General features: G+C 38.6%; 28 protein-coding genes, 1 pseudogene and 2 riboswitches. Of the genes and pseudogenes, 9 read left to right on the forward strand and 20 right to left on the reverse strand.

Annotated features, from left to right (window positions below; all coding sequences use genetic code 11):
* Nucleotides 1–141: 141 nt before the first annotated feature.
* From ACFFHF_RS23635 to queC, 6 genes are all read right to left on the reverse strand, one after another.
* Nucleotides 142–660, reverse strand: a complete 519-nt coding sequence (locus ACFFHF_RS23635) for an NUDIX domain-containing protein (RefSeq protein WP_160546085.1) — start codon at nt 658–660, stop codon at nt 142–144.
* 43 nt (nt 661–703) lie between these two features.
* Nucleotides 704–1,168: an NUDIX domain-containing protein gene (locus ACFFHF_RS23640; RefSeq protein ID WP_160546086.1), complete on the reverse strand. Its 465-nt coding sequence runs from the start codon at nt 1,166–1,168 to the stop codon at nt 704–706.
* A gap of 483 nt (nt 1,169–1,651) precedes the next feature.
* Entirely contained in the window at nt 1,652–2,860 is a 1,209-nt protein-coding gene (locus ACFFHF_RS23645) for an MFS transporter (protein ID WP_377059184.1), read from the reverse strand.
* Nucleotides 2,861–3,005: 145 nt separating this feature from the next.
* Entirely contained in the window at nt 3,006–3,734 is a 729-nt protein-coding gene (queE, locus tag ACFFHF_RS23650; protein WP_377059185.1) for a 7-carboxy-7-deazaguanine synthase QueE, read from the reverse strand.
* Nucleotides 3,731–4,210 (reverse strand): 6-carboxytetrahydropterin synthase QueD, encoded by a 480-nt coding sequence (gene queD / locus ACFFHF_RS23655; RefSeq protein WP_160546089.1) that lies wholly within the window; start codon nt 4,208–4,210, stop codon nt 3,731–3,733. The genes queE and queD overlap by 4 nt, the downstream gene beginning before the upstream one ends.
* 3 nt (nt 4,211–4,213) lie before the next feature.
* A complete protein-coding gene (gene queC, locus ACFFHF_RS23660; RefSeq protein WP_160546090.1) occupies nt 4,214–4,867 on the reverse strand; it encodes a 7-cyano-7-deazaguanine synthase QueC in 654 nt (217 codons plus the stop codon).
* Nucleotides 4,868–4,920: 53 nt separating this feature from the next.
* Nucleotides 4,921–4,963, reverse strand: a riboswitch (PreQ1 riboswitch).
* Between the two features lie 143 nt (nt 4,964–5,106).
* Nucleotides 5,107–5,206, forward strand: a riboswitch (guanidine-I (ykkC/yxkD leader).
* A 68-nt stretch (nt 5,207–5,274) separates the two neighbouring features.
* Here queC and ACFFHF_RS23665 point away from each other — a divergent pair.
* The gene (locus ACFFHF_RS23665; protein ID WP_377059186.1) at nt 5,275–5,616 is read left to right on the forward strand and encodes a DMT family transporter; all 342 of its coding nucleotides are present in this window, start codon (nt 5,275–5,277) and stop codon (nt 5,614–5,616) included.
* Entirely contained in the window at nt 5,616–5,930 is a 315-nt protein-coding gene (locus tag ACFFHF_RS23670) for a DMT family transporter (RefSeq protein WP_377059187.1), read from the forward strand. The genes ACFFHF_RS23665 and ACFFHF_RS23670 overlap by 1 nt, the downstream gene beginning before the upstream one ends.
* A 36-nt stretch (nt 5,931–5,966) precedes the next feature.
* Here the strand turns inward: ACFFHF_RS23670 and clpP are convergent.
* From clpP to ACFFHF_RS23715, 9 genes and pseudogenes are all read right to left on the reverse strand, one after another.
* Nucleotides 5,967–6,551 (reverse strand): annotated as a pseudogene (gene clpP, locus ACFFHF_RS23675) (ATP-dependent Clp endopeptidase proteolytic subunit ClpP); the annotation flags it as partial.
* A gap of 24 nt (nt 6,552–6,575) precedes the next feature.
* A complete protein-coding gene (locus ACFFHF_RS23680; RefSeq protein ID WP_160546094.1) occupies nt 6,576–7,298 on the reverse strand; it encodes a sigma-70 family RNA polymerase sigma factor in 723 nt (240 codons plus the stop codon).
* Between the two features lie 163 nt (nt 7,299–7,461).
* The gene (locus tag ACFFHF_RS23685; protein ID WP_160546095.1) at nt 7,462–8,154 is read right to left on the reverse strand and encodes a hypothetical protein; all 693 of its coding nucleotides are present in this window, start codon (nt 8,152–8,154) and stop codon (nt 7,462–7,464) included.
* A 90-nt stretch (nt 8,155–8,244) separates the two neighbouring features.
* Entirely contained in the window at nt 8,245–8,997 is a 753-nt protein-coding gene (locus ACFFHF_RS23690; RefSeq protein WP_377059188.1) for an ABC transporter ATP-binding protein, read from the reverse strand.
* A 20-nt stretch (nt 8,998–9,017) separates the two neighbouring features.
* Entirely contained in the window at nt 9,018–9,782 is a 765-nt protein-coding gene (locus tag ACFFHF_RS23695; protein ID WP_377059189.1) for an ABC transporter permease subunit, read from the reverse strand.
* A gap of 18 nt (nt 9,783–9,800) precedes the next feature.
* A complete protein-coding gene (locus ACFFHF_RS23700; protein WP_377059204.1) occupies nt 9,801–10,754 on the reverse strand; it encodes a sulfonate ABC transporter substrate-binding protein in 954 nt (317 codons plus the stop codon).
* Between the two features lie 29 nt (nt 10,755–10,783).
* Nucleotides 10,784–12,313 carry an AMP-binding protein gene (locus tag ACFFHF_RS23705; protein ID WP_377059190.1) on the reverse strand — a complete coding sequence of 510 codons (1,530 nt, stop codon included), beginning with the start codon at nt 12,311–12,313 and terminating at the stop codon, nt 10,784–10,786.
* Between the two features lie 24 nt (nt 12,314–12,337).
* The gene (locus ACFFHF_RS23710) at nt 12,338–13,504 is read right to left on the reverse strand and encodes an acyltransferase (protein ID WP_377059191.1); all 1,167 of its coding nucleotides are present in this window, start codon (nt 13,502–13,504) and stop codon (nt 12,338–12,340) included.
* 122 nt (nt 13,505–13,626) lie between these two features.
* On the reverse strand, nt 13,627–14,559 hold the full coding sequence (locus ACFFHF_RS23715; protein ID WP_377059192.1) for a prolyl oligopeptidase family serine peptidase: 933 nt from the start codon (nt 14,557–14,559) through the stop codon (nt 13,627–13,629).
* 574 nt (nt 14,560–15,133) lie between these two features.
* On the opposite strand from ACFFHF_RS23715, the gene ACFFHF_RS23720 reads away from it, so the two are divergent.
* Entirely contained in the window at nt 15,134–15,493 is a 360-nt protein-coding gene (locus ACFFHF_RS23720) for a Lin0512 family protein (RefSeq protein WP_377059193.1), read from the forward strand.
* A 129-nt stretch (nt 15,494–15,622) separates the two neighbouring features.
* On the opposite strand, the gene ACFFHF_RS23725 is transcribed toward ACFFHF_RS23720, so the two are convergent.
* Nucleotides 15,623–16,855, reverse strand: a complete 1,233-nt coding sequence (locus ACFFHF_RS23725; protein WP_377059194.1) for a multidrug effflux MFS transporter — start codon at nt 16,853–16,855, stop codon at nt 15,623–15,625.
* Between the two features lie 256 nt (nt 16,856–17,111).
* Between ACFFHF_RS23725 and ACFFHF_RS23730 the strand changes: the two genes are divergently transcribed.
* Together ACFFHF_RS23730 and ACFFHF_RS23735 are read left to right on the forward strand one after the other, a co-directional pair.
* Nucleotides 17,112–18,110 carry a glutathione S-transferase family protein gene (locus tag ACFFHF_RS23730; RefSeq protein WP_377059195.1) on the forward strand — a complete coding sequence of 333 codons (999 nt, stop codon included), beginning with the start codon at nt 17,112–17,114 and terminating at the stop codon, nt 18,108–18,110.
* A gap of 4 nt (nt 18,111–18,114) precedes the next feature.
* Complete coding sequence (locus ACFFHF_RS23735) at nt 18,115–18,615, forward strand: GNAT family N-acetyltransferase (protein WP_377059196.1); 501 nt, start codon at nt 18,115–18,117, stop codon at nt 18,613–18,615.
* A 39-nt stretch (nt 18,616–18,654) separates the two neighbouring features.
* Here ACFFHF_RS23735 and ACFFHF_RS23740 read toward each other — a convergent pair whose 3' ends face one another.
* From ACFFHF_RS23740 to ACFFHF_RS23755, 4 genes are all read right to left on the reverse strand, one after another.
* The gene (locus tag ACFFHF_RS23740; RefSeq protein ID WP_377059197.1) at nt 18,655–19,008 is read right to left on the reverse strand and encodes a putative zinc-binding protein; all 354 of its coding nucleotides are present in this window, start codon (nt 19,006–19,008) and stop codon (nt 18,655–18,657) included.
* 636 nt (nt 19,009–19,644) lie between these two features.
* Complete coding sequence (locus ACFFHF_RS23745) at nt 19,645–20,070, reverse strand: SRPBCC family protein (RefSeq protein WP_377059198.1); 426 nt, start codon at nt 20,068–20,070, stop codon at nt 19,645–19,647.
* A gap of 23 nt (nt 20,071–20,093) precedes the next feature.
* Nucleotides 20,094–20,435: a MerR family transcriptional regulator gene (locus tag ACFFHF_RS23750; protein WP_377059199.1), complete on the reverse strand. Its 342-nt coding sequence runs from the start codon at nt 20,433–20,435 to the stop codon at nt 20,094–20,096.
* A 100-nt stretch (nt 20,436–20,535) separates the two neighbouring features.
* The gene (locus tag ACFFHF_RS23755) at nt 20,536–21,186 is read right to left on the reverse strand and encodes a YdeI/OmpD-associated family protein (RefSeq protein WP_377059200.1); all 651 of its coding nucleotides are present in this window, start codon (nt 21,184–21,186) and stop codon (nt 20,536–20,538) included.
* Nucleotides 21,187–21,325: 139 nt separating this feature from the next.
* Here ACFFHF_RS23755 and ACFFHF_RS23760 point away from each other — a divergent pair, with 139 nt between their 5' ends.
* The 4 genes from ACFFHF_RS23760 to ACFFHF_RS23775 all read left to right on the forward strand — a co-directional run bounded on the left by ACFFHF_RS23760 (nt 21,326) and on the right by ACFFHF_RS23775 (nt 23,252).
* On the forward strand, nt 21,326–21,748 hold the full coding sequence (locus tag ACFFHF_RS23760) for a BlaI/MecI/CopY family transcriptional regulator (protein WP_340903562.1): 423 nt from the start codon (nt 21,326–21,328) through the stop codon (nt 21,746–21,748).
* Between the two features lie 149 nt (nt 21,749–21,897).
* Nucleotides 21,898–22,602: a M56 family metallopeptidase gene (locus tag ACFFHF_RS23765; protein ID WP_377059205.1), complete on the forward strand. Its 705-nt coding sequence runs from the start codon at nt 21,898–21,900 to the stop codon at nt 22,600–22,602.
* A gap of 60 nt (nt 22,603–22,662) precedes the next feature.
* Nucleotides 22,663–23,061: a DoxX family protein gene (locus ACFFHF_RS23770; RefSeq protein ID WP_377059201.1), complete on the forward strand. Its 399-nt coding sequence runs from the start codon at nt 22,663–22,665 to the stop codon at nt 23,059–23,061.
* 20 nt (nt 23,062–23,081) lie between these two features.
* Complete coding sequence (locus ACFFHF_RS23775; protein ID WP_377059202.1) at nt 23,082–23,252, forward strand: hypothetical protein; 171 nt, start codon at nt 23,082–23,084, stop codon at nt 23,250–23,252.
* The last annotated feature ends 184 nt before the right edge of the window (nt 23,253–23,436 follow it).

Below are 23,436 nucleotides of genomic sequence, written 5' to 3' on the forward strand. Positions count from 1 at the left end.
CTATATTTTTCCAAAAAAAGCCTTTATTATTGTGACCATATCATCAAGAAAAGAAAATCTTATACAACAATCCTTTTTTTATAACGACACAAGAGAAAGCCTTTTAGTACGTGTCCAAACTTTCTTGCACGTTTCATTCATTTAAAGACGAATGGAGCCATAATGATGTCGACCCTCAAAAAGAAACCCAATGATACTCTCATAATAAGGTATAAATTGTTTTAGTTCTATTAGCTTTAAGATTTCCTCTTTAGAAGCCCACTTGGCTGCTTGCACCTCATCAGTCTGTAACGTCAAATCATTCAAATCCAAGTCATATTCAATTAAATAATAATCATCAAAGCCACGTTCAAAGTTAATAGTAAATTGAGGACGAACCCTTTCAAAGTTATAATGAATTCCCAACTCCTCGAATAACTCTCTTGAAGCAGCGTGCTGACTTGTATCGCCTGCAACTGCACTACCACCACAGGTGATATCCCAAAGGTTCGGCCATCCTTGCTTAAAGGGTTGACGCTGCTGAATAAGCATTTCTCCTTTTGAATTAAATATACATACGTGTACTACTAAATGAAACTCGTCTGGTGTCATTTCATCTCCACGAGTTATTTGTTTCTCTATTTTATTACGATGCTTATCAAATAAATCCCACTTTTCCATTGCTAAACTCCTTATATAAAATTATGGAAGAATCACCCTTTATCTAGTTTATATCTCCCAAATAAACAGGAGATTTTTCATTCCTAGAATATCTTACTATGTATCTTCTTAATTCCTTCGGATATATTCTATAATCTAGTAAATCGTTAATTTGAACCCATTCAATTCCCACTTGGTGACTGTCAGGATTAGTTGGTGATCCATTATTATTTAGTCCATCAATAAGGTTACAAATGAAGTAATATTCAACTTGATGAACATTAAAATCGAAAGAAGAATGTTCGTGGTTTTTACCTATATACTCTCTAATATGAAGGAGCTCTTTAATTTCTACTTGTTCCCCAATCTCTTCCATACACTCTCTAGTTAAAGTACTATGAATCGTTTCTCCGTGCTCTTGCCCTCCACCAGGAAAAAGATAAAAATAACCTTCTTCATCCTTATTTTTTGTTAGTAAGAGTTTATTGTCTTTAAGTATTATGGCTTTTGCTGAGTTTCTAATATTCATATATGCCCCCCTCTTCTACCCTAATTTTACCATATGTTTGATTAACCCTTATTATAAAACTGCTTCGTTTGTTTAATAAGAGTGGGTCCCTAGAGCCGTAATAAATATTGGAGCCTCATTTGGCAATTCTTCAAAATTGCGTTGGAATTCGTCATATTGGAGTCGGTCATTTTTGATATATCGCATCAGTAATTTCACAGTATCTTTACTAAATCTAAGAAACTTAACCCTTCTTCCATGGCTCCCTTTCTCCATTAAAGACCAGTAATTCATAGCGACTTTTAATTCCTTTGGGTCAATGTAATATATTGTTGTTGTTGTAAATGAGGTCATTTAGAGGTCTAAATAAACTAAAAAAGTACACCACTATATACAAGTGATGTACTTAATTTTTATTTAATGTCTGACATTAAAGACAATCATCTACAATGCAAATAAAAAGGTACATCCACTTGCCCTTAATTTTACAGAGTAGCGTCCTTTTTACTTGCTATGTGCGACTCTTCTTTTAGTTGATGTCTGAACTCCGTTTCCGCTCCAGAAAACAACAGCTGTTGCTGCAAATAAAAATATTGCGGTAACGAGGAAAACGGTTTGGATTGGAAATAGACCACCGATTGCTCCACCAAGCATCGGTCCGATCATCCCGCCTATTTGGTTAGCGGTTTGGTTCAGTCCGAACGCTCTGCCACGGAAATCCTCTTCCGTTGCTCTTACTACAAGACCGTTTAATGCTGGGAATACCGCACAGAAGAAGATTCCAAACAAAAAGCGGACGATTGAGAATCCCCAAATTTCTGTAAAAGCGATTTGGGCGAGCATGCCTATTCCTCCACCGAGAAGGCCGATGAACAATACTTTATGAAATCCCACTTTATCTGCCCATTTGCCCCATACCGGTGCGAACAAGGCACTAGCTATTCCAGGCAAAGAGAAAATGATTCCCGCTAATAACGAAGTATTTTCATAGGATCCGCCGATTTTCACCACATATAATGGTAAAACAGGCTCAAGGATCATGATGGAACAACTAGTTATAATGGTCAGTACAGTGACCATCATTAATGGACGGTTGGACATCGCTAACTTAATATCGTTCGTAACCGATCCTCTTTCTTTACTAGGAACAAAGTTTTCTTCTTTAACCCATAAGATAATAAGTATAGTGGCAATGAATACAATTATCCCACCTGTTGCAAATGCCCATCTGTTACCAACCCACTCTGCAATGGCACCACCAATTAAGGGTCCAGCAATCATACCAGAAGCCGAAGCAGTTGAAATGAGTGATAACGCATAGCCTACATGCTTGGAGGGGGTGTTTGTTCCGATAAGAGCGATGGCTCCAGGAATAAAGCCACTTAGTAAGCCTTGTAGGATTCGAAGTACCAAAATTTGATAGGGGTTCGTGACAAAGGCCATTAAAGTGTAAATAAAGAACAGGACAATTCCGGCCCTTACAATCATTGGTTTCCTACCGTACTTATCGGCTATTCTTCCCCAAAATGGTGAGGCGATTGCCCCTGCAAAAAAGGCGGAGCTAAACAATAATCCTGACCACATTTCCGTATGGTTGTGCACTCCAATTTGGATCAGAAAGATGGGTAAGAACGGAATGACCATTGAAAAACTAGCTGCTGTAAAAAAGACGCCAATCCAAAGTACCCACAAATTTCGTTTCCACGTTTCCATCCTTTACATCTCCAATGTTCATCATTCGCTAATACTTTTTATATCTTAATATTGTAACATAAATTGGGATTATTTTCACTCTCGAAATATTCGGTTGATGAAATAAAAAAACATCCACCAAAAAGGTGAATGCTTCTATTTTATCTTATACTCCGCGCTTATTTCCCCATAAAAACGCATGTAATTGTGGCAAAACTTTTACATCGTTAAGCTCGGGATCAGCAACAGCACGATCCACTAACCATTCGTATTTTTGGAGAAGCTTTTTCACAAGCTCGTCGTTATTTGTATTGGTGAGGTCGTCATTCCCTACCTGCAAGTAAAATGGTATGGTAGCGTATCTATTATGAACGATTTTCGCATACTCCAGATCATGATCATCAAATATCACCACTTTTATACTCACTTGATTCGCAAATTCCCCTGCTTGCAAGTTGGCAAAAATGCTGTCCAACACCTCAAAATTTGTTTCCATGCCTGAACTTGGCGGCTTCGGAGAAAGAGTTAGTTCGTCAATTTGTAAAAACCAATCCTGCCAACGGCTGCCTTGTGTTTCAATCCCGATCTTGATTTGATTTTCTTTAAGCTGGCCAATTAATCCATCTAAATTTTTCAAAAGGGCCGGGTTTCCACCAGAGATCGTTACAAATGAAAAATTGTCTCCGCCGATTTCCTTAAGCTCGTGCCAAATTTCTTCTGCTATCATCATACGAATATCATCTTTTGCGCTTCCATCCCATGTGAAGGCAGAGTCGCACCAGCTGCACGAATAATCACAGCCAGCTGTGCGAACAAACATCGTTTTTTGCCCGATGACCATGCCTTCCCCTTGAATCGTAGGACCAAAAATTTCTAACACAGGAATTTTACTCATTCCTCCATCCACTCCCTTCTTGCTTCCGCGTAGCTAGTAGGAGTTTCATAGAGTTTAACAAATTCCACTCTTGCCCCATGATACAGCTTTTGACGTTCTTCTGTTGTAACAGCTTCTTGCATTTTTTCATAAATCCAGACAACCATGTTTTCCGCCGTTGTGTTCATCAGTGGTAGTGTTTCGTTTAAATATCTATGATCAAGGAAAATTTCAATTTCATTTTTCCAAATTTCTTTAATGTCACCAAAGTCCATCATTAAGCCTCTATCATCAACAAAGCCGCTAATGCCAAAAATCACTTTATACGTATGGCCGTGGAGGTTTTTACATTTTCCTTCATAACAATGTAGATGGTGTGCCGCATCAAACGTAAATTCCTTACTCACAAGTACGCGCTTAGTATGATATTTTAATTCTTTTCGTTTGATGTCTTGATCAATTTTCTGCAGATTTTCTACGATGCGAAATCCGTACATGTGTTAAAACCTCCCGTTGTAAAAATCATCAAGGCCTCTTTTACGTAACACACAAGCCGGACATTCACCACAGCCATCAGAGATGACGCCATTGTAGCAAGTTAATGTATTTTCACGAACGTAATCAAGCTTGCCTAACTCATCTGCTAATGCCCATGTTTCGGCCTTATTTAACCACATAAGCGGGGTATGGATGACAAATTGATCATCCATGGAAAGATTTAAGGTAACATTTAATGATTTAATAAAAATGTCACGGCAATCTGGGTACCCGCTAAAATCTGTTTCGCAAACGCCTGTTACTAAATGCTTCGCGCCTACTTGACGTGCTAATACACCAGCAAATGTTAGGAATAAGAGGTTTCTACCTGGAACAAAAGTTGACGGAAGTTCTCCTTCTTCCCCTTCTTTTACTTCAATATCTGAGCGAGTTAACGCATTTGGTGCTAATTGGTTAAGTAATGACATATCTAAAATATGGTGTCTGACACCTAATTCATTGGCTATATTTTTTGCACATTGTATTTCTAAGCTATGACGTTGATTATAGTCAAACGTTACCGCTTCGACTTCTTTAAAGTTTTTAAGTGCCCAAAATAAACAAGTCGTGCTATCCTGTCCGCCGCTAAACACAACAATGGCTTTATCGTTTTTCAAATTGCATGCTCCTTTTTAACGGAAAAAACAGTACCACTAAGAAAGCAGTACTGTTTTCCTTAGTTTTTTAGAGAGGGTAGCTAGAACCTCTTTTTATTTATCCCTCGAGAATTATATCATATTTCGACAAAAGTGGTAGTAAATTTGTTCTTACTATCATACTTATTTATAAATCTATAAAATATGTAATCTATTTGCATAAATTTCATATATGTGTATAATATATTTTGTTATATATGGAAAATGTTTTCTAGGGTTCCGCAACAGCTTGTTGGTCTGGACCGAGAGGAAACTCACAGTTTTTTCACTGTGTCACGGAGGGATAAAAGCCCGGGAGGTAACTGATTTTTCAGTAGCTCTCGGGCTTTTTTGTTTTGTGGGAATAATAATTATCGGAGGGATTTCACATGAATAAGCATTGGATTATGGTATTTATTGCTGCGTTTTTTGAAGTGTTTTGGGTGATTGGTTTGAAGCATGCCGATGATGTGTGGGATTGGTTAGGAACTGGAATTTCGATTGCTATTAGTTTCTATGTGATGCTTCGCGCGAGCAGAGCTCTGCCTGTTGGAACGGTGTATGCAGTCTTTGTCGGGTTAGGAACGGTCGGTACGGTCTTGGCAGATATCTTGTTTTTTGGAGACATGTTTAAAATAGAAAAAATGCTACTAATTCTGATTTTATTAATAGGAATCATTGGGCTTAAGATCGTCACGGGAGAAAAGGTTCTTGAAGGAGAGGAAAGTTAATGGCGTGGTTTGCTTTAATATTAGCAGGAATGTTTGAAATTGTTGGTGTGAGTTTGATCAATCAATTCAACTTAAAGCGAAATTGGTACTCACTAGCTTTCGTTGTTCTTGGATTCGGAGTGAGTTTCTTTTTACTCTCATTTTCGATGAAAACGATACCGATGGGAACAGCTTATGCGATTTGGACAGGAATTGGAACTGTAGGTAGTGCTATTATCGGGATTATGTTTTATGGAGAGTCGAACGATTGGAAACGTATGCTATTCATAGCCATGGTGTTAGGGTCTGTGATTGGATTAAAACTAGTATCATAAGAGGAGTAGCCTTTAATAGAAGCTACTCCTCTTTTACTACTTTATAATTTCATCAATAATCCCATATTCCTTCGCTTCTTCTGCGCTCATAAAATAATCTCGATCTGTATCCCTCGCTACCTTCTCCACAGGCTGGCCTGTTCGGTCGGAAATAATTTTGTTGATATGTTCACGAAGTTTGATAATCCGTTTGGCTGAGATTTCGATTTCTGTTGCTTGCCCCCTCGCTCCCCCAAGAGGCTGATGAATCATGATCTCACTATTCGGGAGTGCCATCCTCTTTCCTTTTGTTCCAGCAAGTAAGAGCATCGCCCCAAAGGAAGCAGCCATCCCTGTACAGATCGTTCTAACATCTGGTTTAATGTATTGCATCGTATCATATATCGCAAACCCCGCCGAAGTGGAACCTCCAGGACTATTAATATAGATAGAAATGTCTTTCTCGGGTTGATCTGCTGCTAAAAATAATAACTGTGCTACTACGTTATTAGCTACAGCATCATTAATCTCCTCACCGATCATAATAATTCGATCCTTTAAAAGTCTAGAGTAAATATCGTACGAACGTTCTCCGCGATTTGATTGTTCGATAACATATGGAATTAAACTCATATTTGTTTCCTCCTTCGTTTCACTTGCATAAAATTATGCAGCCATATAGACAGTGCCTGAAGGACGATTGAAGAGAGGTGATGGTTTTTTCATCGTGCAAGTTAGGGTATCATCTTTTCGTAACGAGCGAATGTTCGGAATGGAACGAATGAGTGGTGACGGATCATGGGCTTTGAAAGATTCATAAAGAATGATCTCGATATGTTGGCGTTCATCCTCATTCCAATATTGTTCAATTAAAGGATTGGTTTTTTCTGAGTCCTTTTTTCCAAGGCGCTGTTTTGCCCGAAAGATGGCCGCCTTTACAGCCGCTTCAGAAGTATCCAAAAGCTCCGCTATTTCCGAAAGTTGAAACTGAAATCCTTCTTTTAAGGCAAACATAATTGCTTGTTTCGGGGTTAATTGATGAATCAGTTGTTGAATGGCTTCAAAGCGGTTAACAATTTGTTCTGTCTCGTTTTGAGATTGTTCAGGAATATCTTCGAGAGTTTCTTTGTTGCGCTTTCTTATGGTGTCGATCCATTCATTATGAGCAATCTTATTCACAAGCGCGGCAGAAATTTCCGGCTGATACTTATAATGAAGCCAAGCTTTCAGGAACGATTCCTGAGCCAAATCCTCTCCATCCCATTTATTTTGGGAAATGAACTGACAATATCGTTGAAGCTTTGAATAAAGTTCCTCGATTTCTTCCTCACGTGTAAGCCTAGGGTGTTCCTTAATATCCGTCTCCTGTTTCCTAACTTTACTTTGCACAACCATCACTCCTTCAGCACTCTCTATCCTTTAAACGAAGAATGGAGAAATAAAGATACGGGGTCACCATCTTTTTTTTAGTTTATACGAAATGTATGTGGTGGTACCACTATTGGGAACATAAAAAATGTGACTACTCTAAATCGAATAGTCACATTTGACTTCATGGAAACAGCTTTAACTTTTTTACTTCCTCTTCATGATTGGTCATCATTTCATCAAAAAGTTCTTCTGTCGTTTTATTTTCGGTAGAAATCCCTAATTTCTTTGCCGCCTGAAGAATTTTTGCTTCTCGTACTTCATGTGCTAACTGACGGAAATCCTTATTTTCTGTAGATATCCCCAATTCTTTTGCTTCTTTCTTGATACTGGTTTCACGAACTTCTTTGGCTAGTTCTTTGAGTTCTTTCCCCTCAGTGGAAATGCCGAGTTCCTTCGCCTCTGATTTAATGATGGTTTCTCGTATTTCTTTTGCTAACGTGTCACTATCTTTTCCATCCGTTTTGATACCAAGCTCGTCTGCTTGTTTTTTAATAAACGTTTCTTTTACTTCTTTCGCTAAAGTGTCAAAGTTCTTTCCCTCCGTTATTATTCCGAGCTCTTCCGCCTTCTTCTTGATCATGGCTTCACGAACTTCTTTCGCTATCGTCTCGGAATCTTTTCCCTCAGTAGAAATCCCTAACTCTTTCGCTTTTTTCTCAAGAAACTCCGGACTGTGGTGGAAATGTCCTTTATGAGCATGCGCTGCTTTCGACCCCACTTCCACCTTTTCCTCCGTTGCTGCAAGTGCTTGAACAGAACCGAGCAACCCAAAAACTAGAGCAACCAGAAATAATCCTTTGATTTTTTTCACCATTTCTTTCCTCCTTCATCTTATGTTTTGTACTACAGAAGGTAGGATGTCCAGAAATTATTACCAATTTATGAACAAATGATGAAAGAATTATTAAACAATTTTGCACTCACTTTTCTTAACGCAGCTTTCTTCCATTATTACTTCAAGAATTTCTTCGGTATAGTGATGAAAAGTTGGATTCGATCGACTTCTTGGCCTAGGTAAATCAATTTTTTTATTCAGCAATACTTCCCCTTCTCCAATCACAATGACTCGGTCGGATAGAAGAACGGCTTCCTCGACATCATGGGTGACCAAAATCGCGGTGAGTCGATTCTCTTTCCATACGGATTCAATTAGGTTTTGCATTTCCATTCGAGTTAACGCGTCAAGCGCTCCTAGTGGCTCATCTAACAGAAGCAGCTCGGGTTCATGGACAAGGGCCCTAGCTAGTGCTACCCGTTGCTTTTGTCCACCTGATAAGGAAGATGGATAATGGCCAGCACGATCTTTTAAACCAACACTATTTAATACATACGTAGCTTTCGGTTTCCAATCACCTGTTAACCCCAAACCCACATTTTGGAGAAGTGTTTTCCACGGCAGCAATCTACCATCTTGGAACATCATTCTTGCCTCATCGTTGATGGTTGTTAATTTTTCCCCATTCACCTTCACTTCACCCTCATTAATATCTTCTAGTCCAGCTATAATTCGAAGCAGCGTACTTTTTCCACAGCCACTTTTCCCAACAATCGAGACAAACTCTCCTTGAAAAATAGACAAGTTAATTCCTTTTAATACTGGGGTGTCACTATACGATTTTCGAACATGATCAACATGTAATATAGGGTTAAAGTCCATACAATATCATCCTCCTTCTGTTAGGATAATTGCTTCCACATCAGCCATTTTTTTTCAAAGAGCTTTGCAATCCAATCGGAGAGTTTTCCGAGTAAGGAGTAGATGAGAATGCTTAATACAATCACATCCATCTGCATGAATTCTCTCGCGTTCATGGCCATATAGCCGATTCCAGAATTGGCGGCGATAGTCTCGGCAACAATAAGTGTCGTCCACATGACCCCCAATGCGTAGCGAATACCTACCAAAATGGATGATAATGCTCCTGGTAAAATGACCTGAAAGAAAAGCGAATATCCTTTCAGACCATAGGCTTTTCCCATTTCAATCAGCCCTTTATCAACTGTCTTGATTCCGTGGTACGTATTGATATAAATAGGAAAAAGAACTCCTAATACGACCAGAAACACTTTTGACACTTCGTCAATTCCGAACCAAAGGATAACGAGTGGAAGTAACGCTAAATGTGGTATATTTCTTAGCATTTGAATGGAAGTATCCAATAGTAAATCCAAAGGTTTAAATAATCCATTAAATAAACCGAAAAGAAACCCTAAAAATCCTCCGATGAGAAAACCAGTTAAGGCACGACCTAGACTTATAGTAATATGGTCAATTAATTCTCCTGATGCGGTAAGCTCTGCTCCAGATTGAATGACCGCTATTGGTGACGGTAGAATGGTTGCCGGAATCATCCCGTTCATACTAAGAATTTGCCATAATCCAAGGATGATCATAGGAATCATCCAAGGAATCAGCTTTTCCCTCCATACGCGATTGAACATTCTCCTTTCCCTCCATTCTTACTGTTTGACTGCCTCGTTGACTTTTATTTCGTTAGGAATAATCTCTAATTCGTAAAATAAGTCAGCCATTTCTTGTTGTTCTATCAAAATTTCGTCATTGATGTCCTCTACCCCATACACGCGTCGTTCAACCGCTAAGGTAACAGAAGCTTCATCCATTTTTAGCTCTGTTGCTAGTAATTCAATGAGCTCCTCATGATGAGTATTCGCCCAGTCCATAGACACTGACACTTCATTTAGAACGGTGTTAAGTAATTCTTCTTGGTTAGTTGCGAAATCTTCGGTAGAAACAAAAAAGTCGCGATCAGTGGTTAAACCTTCTCCATTGACCAGTAATTTGGCATTGGCATTTACTTCTGTAGAAGATGTATAAGGATCCCACACGACCCATGCATCCACTTGATCTTGCTCAAATGCAATCCGTGCATTTCCAGGAGTTAAATACGCAGGTTGGATATCATCGAGAGAAAGACCAACAGATTCTAGAGCTTTGACGAGTAAATAGTGGGAGCTAGATCCTTTTGAAAAAGCAATCTTTTTCCCTTTTAAGTCAGCAAGCGACGTGATCGTTGAATCATTTTTTACGAGAATCCCACTGCCCTCATACTTCGAAAATCCTGCAGCAACATATGTTAGTTTGGAACCCGCTGCCTGTGAAAAGATCGGCGGTGTGTTCCCGGTACGACCAAGATCAATGCTTCCTGCATTTAGCGCTTCTAAAAGAGAAGGTCCATCCTGGAATTCCTTCCATTCGACCGTAAACCCTAACTCTTTTAAACTTTCTTCCAATGTTCCTCGTGACTTCACAATAAATAAAGGCCCATTTTTTTGATAACCAATTCTAACGACCTTTTCCTCCTCTGTCTCATTATTCGATTGATTGCTGCAACCGATCGTGATGAAACAAACCAGAAGCAAACTACCAAGGATCATCAGATACTTTTTATTCATTTTCAAATGGATACACAACCTATCTATTTTTATCTCATACTTGAATGCTGGCGATTTTGAAAATATTCCAAGCTTATTTCTTTTAATCTACTTCTTTGTACCTTGCCTGTTGGTCCATGTGGGAGATCCTCAACGATGACAACTTTTGCAGGACATTTGAAGCTTGTTAGGTTTCTTTCACAATGATCGATGACCAACTGTTCCAACTCATCATTGTGATCATGTTGTTTTTGACGTATATAGGCAACGATTTCCTCCCCATATAGATGGTGTGGGATCCCAATTACAGCCGCTTCTTTAATCATAGGTAGTTGACGGATCACGTCCTCTAACTCGTATGGACTGATTTTTTCGCCTCCGCGATTAATCATTTCTTTTATTCGCCCAACAATAAATACAAATCCCTCTTGGTCCATAAACCCGAGATCACCGGTATGAAACCAGCCATTTCGAAAATCATTTTGATTCAGAGCTTCCACATACGATGTGATAACATTTTTCCCTCGAATGGTTATTTCCCCTACTTTATTAGTTGGTACTTTTCTTCCGTTTGAGTCGACAATTTGAAGTTGAAGCCCAACTGGCCGGCCGACAGATCCTAGTACTCTCTTTTTCGGTGGAAGTGGATTTACGCATATCTGACTTGCTGCTTCGGTCATTCCATACGATTGAATTAAGGGAATTCCAAATCGTTGTTCAAATCGTTTCGCATGAATCATCGGTAGCTGTGCAGAGGCGGAACGGATAAATCGAACATGTGTGGGAATCTCTGACGGCTGTGGTTTTTCTAATAAAATCGATATAATCGCAGGTACGGCTGAAACCCATGTGATCTGAAACTCCGAGAGAACCTTCCAAAACTTTGTTGCACTGAACTTCTCATCTAGAACGATTTTTCCATGCGATAAAATGGTTGAAAGAACGGCCACTACTTGTGCATTAATATGAAACAGTGGCGAAAAACAGTATGTCGTATCCATTGATTTCAATTCATGAGACATGATAATATTTGTGGCTGTCTCCAGAATTTGTTCATGAGTTAATCCAACTGCTTTCGGGATGCCGGTTGTTCCCGATGTATATAAAAGGATCGCAATGGAATCTTCTTCAATATTAGCTTCACGTTGGAATGGTTTATTTAGCTCTTTAAAATCAAAGAAGGTGTAACCGTCGTAGTCCACACGGCAAAAGGAATCGAGTGGGATCCTTTTCACTTCTTCTTTTAATAGAAAGTTTGTATACTCTGGTTTGATAAAGCCAAATACCGGCTTGCTTCTTTCAATGAAAGAAAGAAATTCAATCTCTGGCATGTAGGGATTCATCGGTACAACGACCGCACCATAATTAATGATTCCTAGAAAAATAGAAATAAATTGATACGAGTTTGGAAGCCCCACTAGGACACGATCTCCTTTTGATACACCTGCTGTGATTAAATAATCTTGAACTTTGGTCATCTCCCATTGCAATTCTTTCGTTGTATACCAGGTTTCTTTTTCATGTAAAATGGGTCTATTTTGTAGTAACGCTTCTTGTATTTGATGGGTTAGTTTTGACATTCGAATCCACTCCTATCTAATTTCTTACAGTTGTTCCCTTGCCTTCACTATTTTTGGCCAACGTGGAAGTTTTGACTTTTTTCCGACCACATAGGAAACGATGGGGGTTTTGTTCAACATGTACGAAAGGATCATTGATGTAGCATACACAAACACAATCGAAGCCGGAAGAACAATCACATACATCCACTTTGCTTCAGAGAACAGTGGAACCATTTGTTTAATCATAAACAGTGGAAACGGTTGGACGAGAAACATGCCAAAGGAACAACTAGACGCAAACATAATAAATTGGCTGAACTTTTCCCATTTTGGATCGTTGCGAACGCTAGCCCACTTCCTGCCATAAATCATTAGAAGGGCAATCACTAGTAAGCTATACGGGAGAAAAATCGGCTGCTGTGGTGACTGTGCCCTTTTATCACTTTCCAAAAGAATAACGCGATTAAATAGGTAATACGCCCACATAATGACGACTCCCGTAAATAAAAGAAACAGAATCGTCTTTTTATGTTGTTCGAGAAACGTACATATTTTTTCATAGTGACAGGCCACCATTCCCCCAGCAACAAACCAGCATTGATACGACAACACAAATACACCGTAATGAGAAAGTAAATAGGGCCAATTGCTTGTATCAAGATGGGGAATCCCTAGCTTATAAAAGGTTGTTAACAATACCTGAAAAATCACACTTCCAACAAATAGCTGCAAATGCCATTTTTCATACCTTTTCAGCAAAGCTAGTAAAAACGGAAACACGAGATAAAACTGGAAACTTACTAAAACAAAATAAATATAAAACTCATCACCTTGTAGCAATGAATTCATAAGTTCTACTAAAAAAGCTGAGATCGATCCGTTAAAATCAATGCTGTAAGTCCCTCGAAATATTAGATACACTATGTTCCAAAATACATACGGAATGGCGATCAATGAGAGTCTTTTTTTCCAAAAGGTAAAAAGTTGAAGATCCTTATGATAATAAGTTAGAAACAAGACAAATCCCGTGATGAACATAAAAGCAAGTCTTGTCACTTTCATCGAGGAATGGAAGGCAGACATGGACAGAAAGGGAATGGTCCAATCATCAAATTGTTGATTGAAAATCGTCATCGTATGTACGGATAAAACCCCTAGCATGATGAACGTTCGCATAAAATCAACTTCGTATACATGTGTCTTCTTCACCTAATCTAAGTCCCTCCTTATCTAGAAAGTTTGTACTATCTCATTTAAAAGGATAAATATGACGATTTTGTTACCATTTATGTAACAAAGTAGGTAGAATGCAAAAAGGTGAACCTAATGGCTCACCTTTTTAAATGGTTATCAAAAAATTGTTGTACCGTGTTTAATATTTCTGGTTGTGAAAATCCGCCGTGACCTGCACCCTTAATTTTAATCATGGTTGCTTCTACGTTTGCTTTTTTAAGTGCTTCGAATAATAAGACACTTTGATTGTAAGGAACTCTTCGATCTTTGTCACCATGCATAATTAGGAACGGTGGATCCTCCTTGGTTATGTATGTGATGGGGTTGGCACGTCTCACCTTTTCCTTATTTTCCTGAAGAGCTCCGCCAATTAGTACAGACTCAGGTGAGTCGGGCGAGTCGAAATCAACATCAGCGGGATATTTACTCATTTGTAACATATCTGTCGGTCCATACCAATCGACTACAGCCTGGACGGAACTTGACTCATTTAAGTATTCACCATCACCTTCTAGTTCACGAACTCCTCCTGTGGTTCCTAGTAGAGCTGCTAAGTGACCGCCGGAAGAATTGCCCCATACACCGATTCGATTGGGGTTGACATTGTATTGAACTGCATGCGCGCGTAAGTACCGGATGGCGTTTTTTACATCGTATAGCTGTGTCGGAAATTTTCCTTCATGACTGGTTCGATGCTCGATGCTTGCTACCACATAGCCGTGTTGGGCGAACATCACTAATTGCGGGATGAACTCAAACGTCTTTTGAGGATGATGAAATCCCCAGCCTCCTCCCTTTATAAACACAATCAATGGACGAGGTTTTGATTTTTGTTTTGGTAGCAGGATGTGCATATGTAACGGCTTGACCTCAGTCTTCGCGTACACAATATTTGCTTGAAGATGTACTCCGTTATAGGCTGACTTTTTTGTAGGAATGGTTTGGATTTCATCGTTATTTTTAGCATAAGAGCTGCATGTAGTTAAATTTGTTATGGCGACGATGATTAATAGAAGAATGCTTTTTTTCATTTGATCAACTCGTTTTGTTATTTTGATTTGAAATGGAGGTATTTGTGTTTTATTTTTGTGTTTGGTATGGGCATGAATGTGTCATTCGGACTGTGAACTGGTTGTTGCTGCCCTTTTAGTCCAAATCAGGCTCTCATTTGGACTGAGAATCAGTTTGAGTTGCTGTTTTTGTCTGAATTAGACCCTCATTTGGACTCTGAATTAGTGAGAGCTGCTGTTCCTGTCCGAATCTGGCCTTCATTTGGTCTTCGAATTAGTATAAGTTGCTAATTCTGTCCGAATCCGGTCTTCATTTGGACTCTGAATTAGTATGAGTCACTGTTTTTGTCTGAATCCGACCTTTATTTGCACTGTAAATCAGAATTCTGTCAAAATCAGGCTTTCAATTGGCCTCTGAAATAATGACTGCTGCTTTTAAAAGCACTTAAGACTCATTAATATTCTAAAATCCTACTTTTTATTAAATTAACCAAATGTTTCTATTTTATGATGACTAGTCTACTCTTTTTTAGTTGGTAAAACGATTGATTTGGGTTATCCTTAGAGGGAAAAAATAATAAAGGCAGGGAAATTTATGGATCAGATTATGTTTATTGAAACAGGAATGGGGATTGATGTTCACGGGCAAAACGTGACAAAAGCAGCAATTCGTGCGGTTCAAAATGCAATTCATTTTAACTCAATGCCAGGTATTCGTACGGTTCTTCCGGAGAACAAGCTGGAAAATATGAAAGTGAATGTGAAATTGGCGGTTCCTGGTGATAAAGAGTTGCTAGATATTGAAGCGGTGAAGGCAGTTCTTCCGTACGGAGAGGTGACTGTTCACATTCAGGATGGAGGAATGTTAACAACAAGCGGAATCGTTCTTCCTGATAAAGAAGATAAAAATGATTTGATGTACATAGTTGTAGCAGCTGTTGAGGTTGGCTACTAATAAATATAGGGCGGGAAATAGCTTTCCTGCCCTTTTTTCGTTTATCTTTATACAGTTAAAATTCAATGTATCCAACCATTAAATATTTTAGAAGAAAAGACGCTACCCTTATTGGATAGCGTCTAGATCTTATACTGAAATCTTCTCAGGTTCTTCTATAGCTGGTTTCACGTCAGAAGCCTTTCGTACGAAAAGAAAATAAGAAAGAAAAGCTAAAAAGCTAGCGCCAAAGATAATAGAACCCATCGGAATGGCTGAATTCTCACCTGCAATCCCTACAAGTGGGGACGAAATAGAGCCTAGGATAAATGGTAATAAACCTAATAGAGCCGATGCACTACCAGCGATATGCCCTTGTGACTCCATTGCAAGTGAAAACGATGTGGTTCCAATAATCCCGATCGATGCAACGAAGAAGAAGATAGGAATAACCACAGCAATTAATGGAGCCTTTAGTAATAACGCAACAAGAAGAATCGCACCTGATACATTTGAAATGGTTAGACCAATAACTAAAAAGGTCTTTTCTGATATCACGTCTACGAACTTTCCAACTGCCTGACTTCCTAGAATCAAGCCAATTCCGTTCAATCCGAATAATAAACTAAATACTTGCGGTGAAACTCCATAAATATTTTGATACACAAATGGAGTACCAGAAACATAAGCAAAAATCCCAGCCACAATAAATCCTTGTGTAAAGGCATATCCTGTAAACTGACGATCTTTTAATAAAGTTCCAAAATTCCTAAATGTTTGGCCAATATTACTTGGAACACGCTTCTCGGTTGGGAGTGATTCTTCCAACTTTGAGAATACCGTGAAAAATAAAACTAGACCCACGACACTTAAAACGACAAACACTCCCGTCCAATTTGTGAAGGCTAGAATTGCGCCACCTGCAACAGGAGCGATAATGGGACCAAGATTACTTACTAATGTTAATAATGCAAAAAACTTCGTTAATTCTCTTCCACTAAACTTATCACGTACGACCGCTCTCGAAATAACGATCCCACCTGCTGCTGAAAATCCTTGTAAGAAACGAGCTGCAATGAAGAAATAAATATTGGGAGCAAATGCACAAATGGCAGAGGCAATTAAATACATAATAAGAAATATTAATAATGGTTTTTTCCGTCCCTGTACATCACTCATTGGGCCGATAATTAATTGCCCTAGTCCTAAGCCTAACAAACATGAAGTTAAACTGATTTGCACGAAAGATGCCGTTGTACCGAACTCTTCCACAATAGTCGGAAAAGAAGGCAAATACATATCGATGGTAAACGGACCTAAGATCGCCAGAGACCCTAGAAGCAATGCCAGCTGTAAACGCTTTGTACCTGTTAAATTGTTCAAGTTCCTCTCGCCTTTCTTTTTAAATATGAAGATCATAATTTCCTAAGATTGTAACTTTACCATTCTATAACATTGCCTTAGTAAAGTAAATTGTTTCGGGGGTTGAAATATATAATAAAATTTATAAAATTTTTGTATGCGGTTACATCAGGCGTCGCGGCTTTAAAAATTGACGAAGCCGATAGAAAAAGACTAAAATTTGAATAAAGCCTCAAATTCAGAGTATTTTTACAATTCGTTGAGAGGGTTGACAATTATGCAGGATGAACAGCTTACTAGTAAAGAGTTTAATAAAGATGGATCTTTCAAAAGACAAGGCAATCGATTTTCCACTCCTTTTGGTGACGGTCCAGGAGAGTTACCGATTGAGTCTGGCCGATATCGCTTGTTTTGGTCTCAAGCTTGTCCTTGGGCACATCGCTCCGTTATTGTTCGCCGTTTGCTAGGGTTAGAGGATGTGATCAGTTTAGGAACAGTGAGTCCCATTCGTCCCCACCTTCCACATGTTGATTGGGAGTTTTCTCTAGATAAGGATGGTGTAGATCCGATTCTCGGTATACGGTACCTAAGTGATATCTATACAAAAACCGATCCAGAGTATTCTGGCCGACCAACCGTTCCTGTTATGGTCGATGTAAAAGAGTTTAAAGCCGTTAACAATGATTATTTTAAACTAACAAATTACTTGGAAACCGTCTGGGCTCCCTATCATAAAGTTAATGCTCCTATTCTGTACCCTGAGCATCTACAAAAAGAGATTGATGATTTAAACACAATCATTTTTAACGATATTAATAATGGTGTTTACAAATGCGGTTTTGCGAAATCGCAAGATGCATATGAACAGGCGTATGATACGTTGTTTGCTCGACTCGATGAGTTTGAGGAGCGCTTATCCCAAAAACGGTTTTTACTTGGGGACTATATCACCGATTCAGATGTTCGTCTTTTTGCCACATTAGTCAGGTTTGATGCAGCTTACTATACTCGTTTTAATACTAACCGACAGCTCATTCGTCAATACGAAAATCTCTGGGGATATGCACGTGATCTCTACCAAACTACTGGATTTGGTGATACAACTGACTTTGATGCTATAAAAAAACACTACCACACATCTATAACGATTGATCCAAGCAATACCTCCGTGAAAATATTGCCGAAAGGACCTGATTTATCAGATTGGAACATGGAGCATAATCGTCATTTACTAAGTAATCAACTAGACAAATTTCTAAGGAAGTTAGAGGTGTAACATTATGATTATTCGTGAGGCAAAAGAGACTGAAATCCCTTTTATACGGGAACAACGTGTGAATGCGTATACGGAGCATGCGGAGAAAATTCCGAATGCACATTGGGAGGCGCTTAAAAAAGCCATCTCTTCTGATGCCGACAGTCAGCCGGGTGTGGAGCTACTTGTGGCAGAAGTAGAGGGCACAATCGTTGGCAGTGTGGCTCTTTTTCCTGCTAAAACGGATGCGTATGAGGGGATGGTTGACGAACTGGATCACCCTGAAATTCGTGTCTTGGCTGTTGCTGAAGAATTCAGAGGAAAAGGAATTGCCTCTGCTTTAATTAAAGAGTGCATTCAACGATCTAAGACCAAAGGTTACCAAGCGATTGGGTTACATACAGGAGAGTTTATGACAAATGCGATCAAACTTTATAAACATTTTGGTTTCGAACGTCTGCCACAATACGACTTTGAGCCAGCTAATGATGGCATTATAGTGAAGGCATTTCGTTTATCAATCTAGAATAAAGGATATGTTCAAGGTGAACATATCCTTACTCCATTAAATGAGCTCTACTATTCTTTCATAAGTCGTCATAAACACATCTAAGTCTGGGTCTTCCCCTTTTTTCTTTACCACATTAAATTTAGATAGGTCAAAATAATGGGTGGGTTGAACCTCGTGCCTCGCGAGACAATTTTTCGTACAAGCCAACGGACAGCCATCAATGGCGATGATTGTCCTCCCTGATTTCGCTGTTTTTACAAGTGGCTTAACATCTCCCCCAACTCCAACTATGCAAGACATTTCGGCGATGTCCTCCCGATCCATTTTGACTGCGATCAAGTTTGCGGTTTGTGCGGCTGAAGAACAGCCTGAGCATGAATATACCAACGGCAAATGTGTTTTTTTCATCAGAACTCCTCCTTTACAGATTCCTTTTCAAACTGTTCTGATTTTTATTTACTGTAAAGGAAATGTTGGATTGGATTCTGTGAAGAATGTTACTTTTTTTATTAAATTGAAAGAATTTAAAGAAAAGCTCTTCGTTTACTTGTAATTCACGTATAGCTCTTCCTACCTATAGGGTTAGAAAAAGAGGACGTGCAGTTTGTAAATGTAGATTAATAGAATGCAAAGGGACGCTAATAGGCGTTCTTTTTTTTGCTCAAATTTATAACAACAGAAAATTACACGACAAGAATCGACGGAAATCAGGAAGGTTGGATCAAGGATATTCTCCCTATAATGTTATTTTAAGATAAATAACTTGGGAAATAATAACCGCGAGAAAAAACCTAGTTGTACAAACGTTGTACAACTAGGTTTTTATGTAGAGATATTAAGTATGGACTTGAAAATTGTTAATGAAGACCGTTAGCGCAGGTATTTCTGATTGTAACTTCCTTCATCGGGCTCATGAAGACCGTTAGCGCCTAGTATTTCTACCATAACGTCCTTCATAGGCGTTATGAAGAACGTTTCCTAGTGCCTTTACCACAGATACAGCCTTCATTTAGGTATATTTTCCATTTTTGCGTTGTGCCGTCTTTATTTCCCTGCCTCTGTCTGTACCCGCTCTAGAAACTCCATCACCACATCGTGATTACTCTTCTTCCCAGCAAGCTTTAGCATCGCTCTGCCAACAAAGTTGACCCCTTTGTTCTCCCCTTCGTATATCAATCTTGTCTGGGAATCATCGACCTTTATTAGTGTAAAAGTTAGGGTAACTGCAAAGGCTTTTCCTAAAACAAACTGAATTTGTTTTTTCTTTTCCCCTTCCCTGTCTTCATAAATGAGCGTTTCTACAATATAGGTTTCTAGTCTTTTCCCCTCGCGATAGGTTTGTCGATGCTTGGCTCCTGCTTCGCTTTCCCTTTTTTCAATTAAGATATGTTCTTCTACTTTTGGCATGATTCTCTTGATATTTTTATCTGAAAATAAATTCCATACCGTTTCGATATTAGACGGAATCACTTTTTCTTCCTTCCAATGTATTACTAGGTTTCCTCCTTGCCTGATGCTAAAAATCCATCTATTTCTTCAACTTGCAACTGAAGGTCATGGATTTGCTGTAGTATATTTCTTTTCTTTTGTATTAATAATGTTTCTAGATTCGCAAAGGACTCGTCCTCCATCACGGAGATCATCTCTTGGATCGTGAAGCCTATTTTCCTAAGCTTTGTTAATAGAGTGGCTAAAAAGATACTACCATCGTCATAGTAACGATAATTATTTTTTGGATCAATATAGGCGGGTTCTAATAGCTTCACTTCTGCATAATAACGAAGAGTTTCCTTGCTTAATCCCGTTAACTTTGCAAATTCACTGATTTTATACATTTCGTCCTCCCACCCTTAGGATACACTGTGGGGTGCACAACACAGTCAAATTTTTTTCTTAAAAAAACGAATGAGCAGCTCTCTCATTCGTCATTCTTTCTTATTTCTTCTGTTGTTTATACAAATCCATGGTTTTATAGCCTTGTGAGAGGACTTCGACCATTTGCCCGCGGCGCTTGTCTCTTGTTTGTTGCTGTTTCGCTGAAAAAATGAATCTCGCCCAGTCTTTTCTGTATCCCTGGGTCAAGCTCTGGTAAAACGCAAGTTCGTTCGGTGTGTCTGCTAATAATGCTTCCACATCTGTAATATTGTCCTCATAATCAGCTACACATTGACTGGCAGCTGGAGTTTTCTTCATTTTCTTTTTCTCTCGCTTTAAGCCAACAACAGTAAACACATCGTCCATACTAACCATACGTCCAAATTTTATCTCACTGTCTCCAATATATCCGTCCTCCCCTACACTCATCGCAGGAAAGATATCGTCTCTATGTACATATGAACTATATCGTTTATTGCCCTTTTTCGGATAGGCGAAGAAAAGATAGCCCTTTTCAAGTAATAATTGATTCTTAATGACATGCTGTGTATGAGCGACCATTTCGTCCAGTGTTTCAATGAAAATGAAAACCGCATCATGATCTCTTCTTAATTCGGTAGGATAACCTGTAAAAATATCATAATCACTTGGCTGGTTAATTACTACCATATTTGTATACTTTTCTAGTTTTAATTTTTCGACGATTGACATAGTTGGCTCCCTTACCTCCTTCAATTATAAGTCTCTTTTCTTATATATAGTTATATCATACTATTGTTTTAGGAAAGGATGTTTTTCACTTGATTATCTTTATATTTCACACTACAATCAGTAGTGGAAGGTGATTAACTTGTCTATTAAGCGATTTAAGTACAATGAAGAAGGTCTTTCTCGTTTCTTTGGTCCGTTAGAAGCAAGAATTATGGAGCTTTTCTGGGACAGGGAACAAGGTGAATACAGTATAAAAGAAGTACAGCAAAGCCTTGATTCTGAAAAAAATATCAACTTTAATACCGTTATGACGGTTATGAATCGACTGGTAGACAAAGGGGTACTAAAAAAGCGAGTAAGTGGACGTGTTTCCCTTTTTAGTCCTATTCAAACCAAAGAGGAATTTTTGGAAGAACAGTCCAAAAAACTGACCGAAAATCTACTCGATGAATTCGGTGGCGTTGTGATCAGCCACATGATTGATTCCCTCACCGACGTGGATGAAACCCTATTAAATAAACTCGAACAAAAAATTCAACAACTTAAAAAGGACAAGTTATGATGTGGTGGAAAAAGAAATCACTCTACTTACTATTTCTAAGCCTTGGGTTAGCAACCCTCATATGGGTTCAAATGGGAATGTTTCTTACTCATTTGATTTTTGGTACACAGCTAAAAATGAACTTTTTTAAATTTTGCTTAAGCTTGTTTATGGAAGATTCGTTCTATTATTTTTTAGTTATTTTTCTCATTAACACCCTCCTCACCTATATTTTATTAATCACCTTTATAAAAATAGGTAGACAAGTAATTGTATCTAAAAGGTTTTCTGTACGATTATTGAAATGTAAGGATAATGAGTTAACCTCGTTGATTCGAACTACGTTTGGTCATAACGATCAACTAATCGTTGTCAAAAGTAGTTCCGTACTTGCCTTCACCATGGGGTACATCAAACCTACAATTGTCTTATCAACCGGTTTAATCCAGTTGCTTGAAAAAGATGAGTTGAGAGCAGTGATTGAGCACGAGACCTTTCATAAAAACAACTGTGATCCGTTGAAGGTCTTTTTGCTAGAGATCATTGCCCAGTCTCTGTGGTTCATTCCGCTAACGCATTGGTGTCAACAAAATTACAGTATCATTAGTGAAATTCTTGCAGATGAGTATGCGGTACGAAAAATGGGGTCAGAAATGGAGCTAAGTACGGCATTAATCAAGTTGATTAAGTATCATGTTTCATTAAAGACTACCCCTTCTTTGGTTCATTTTTCTGGGGGTTCTATTAACTTTCGGCTACAGCAATTAGTCGAACCAAAAGAAGCGATTCCAATCAAGTTAACCACAAAAACCATTTTCATTTCGGTTCACGTGTTACTTTTTTTCATAGGCATGGTTTTACTCACCACTGCCTAATCTTTTTGGGTATTACACTACATTGTGTAGTTTAAAATAAAATGAGAGGAGAATGAATGAATGAACAAACATGAAATAGGTGCCCTAATTCTAAGGGTTGTACTAGGAATTACCTTCTTTATCCATGGTTTAGACAAATTACAAGGAGGAATTGAAAATACGGCTGGATGGTTTGCAAGTATTGGTTTGCCAGGAATACTTGCTTATGTAGTTGCTGGAATTGAGCTACTTGGAGGTGTTGCCTTAATCATTGGACTAGGAACGAAATTTGTTTCAGCCCTGTTTGCACTTATCATGTTAGGTGCAATTGTAAAAGTAAAAATTGGCGCAGGTTTCATGGGAGGATATGAATTAGATGTTGTTTTACTTGCTATCGCTGTCTTTTTATCACTAACCGGCAGCTCGATGTTCAGTCTAGATTCGAAAATTCCTACGAAAGAAACTCCCACTCAAATATAAGACAAGGTTATGGTGTAACAATGAAAACAAAACGATTATTTAGCTTATTAGCGATCCTTCTTTTGCTCTTGACCGCTTGCGGAACAGAGAAAATGGATGGAACGCTGGCTTTGGTTGACCAAAATAAGAAGGAAGTCACCTTCCCACAAGAGAAACCAACACTATTCTTTTTTATCACCACATACACCTGAACACACTGCCAACAGCAGCTGGTTCAGCTGCATGAAAATATCTCACAATTAGAAGATTTAGATCACTAGTGTTGCATTAATTTAATTTCACTATTAAAAATACTCAAAATGTTCAACTTTATTATATTGTGCAAAGAAAAAGTCCTTTATAATGGATAAGTCAGGTGGTAACCCGTCCAAATCC

It is taken from the genome of Robertmurraya beringensis, from assembly GCF_042433785.1.
GTDB classification, from domain to species: domain Bacteria; phylum Bacillota; class Bacilli; order Bacillales; family Cytobacillaceae; genus Robertmurraya_A; species Robertmurraya_A beringensis.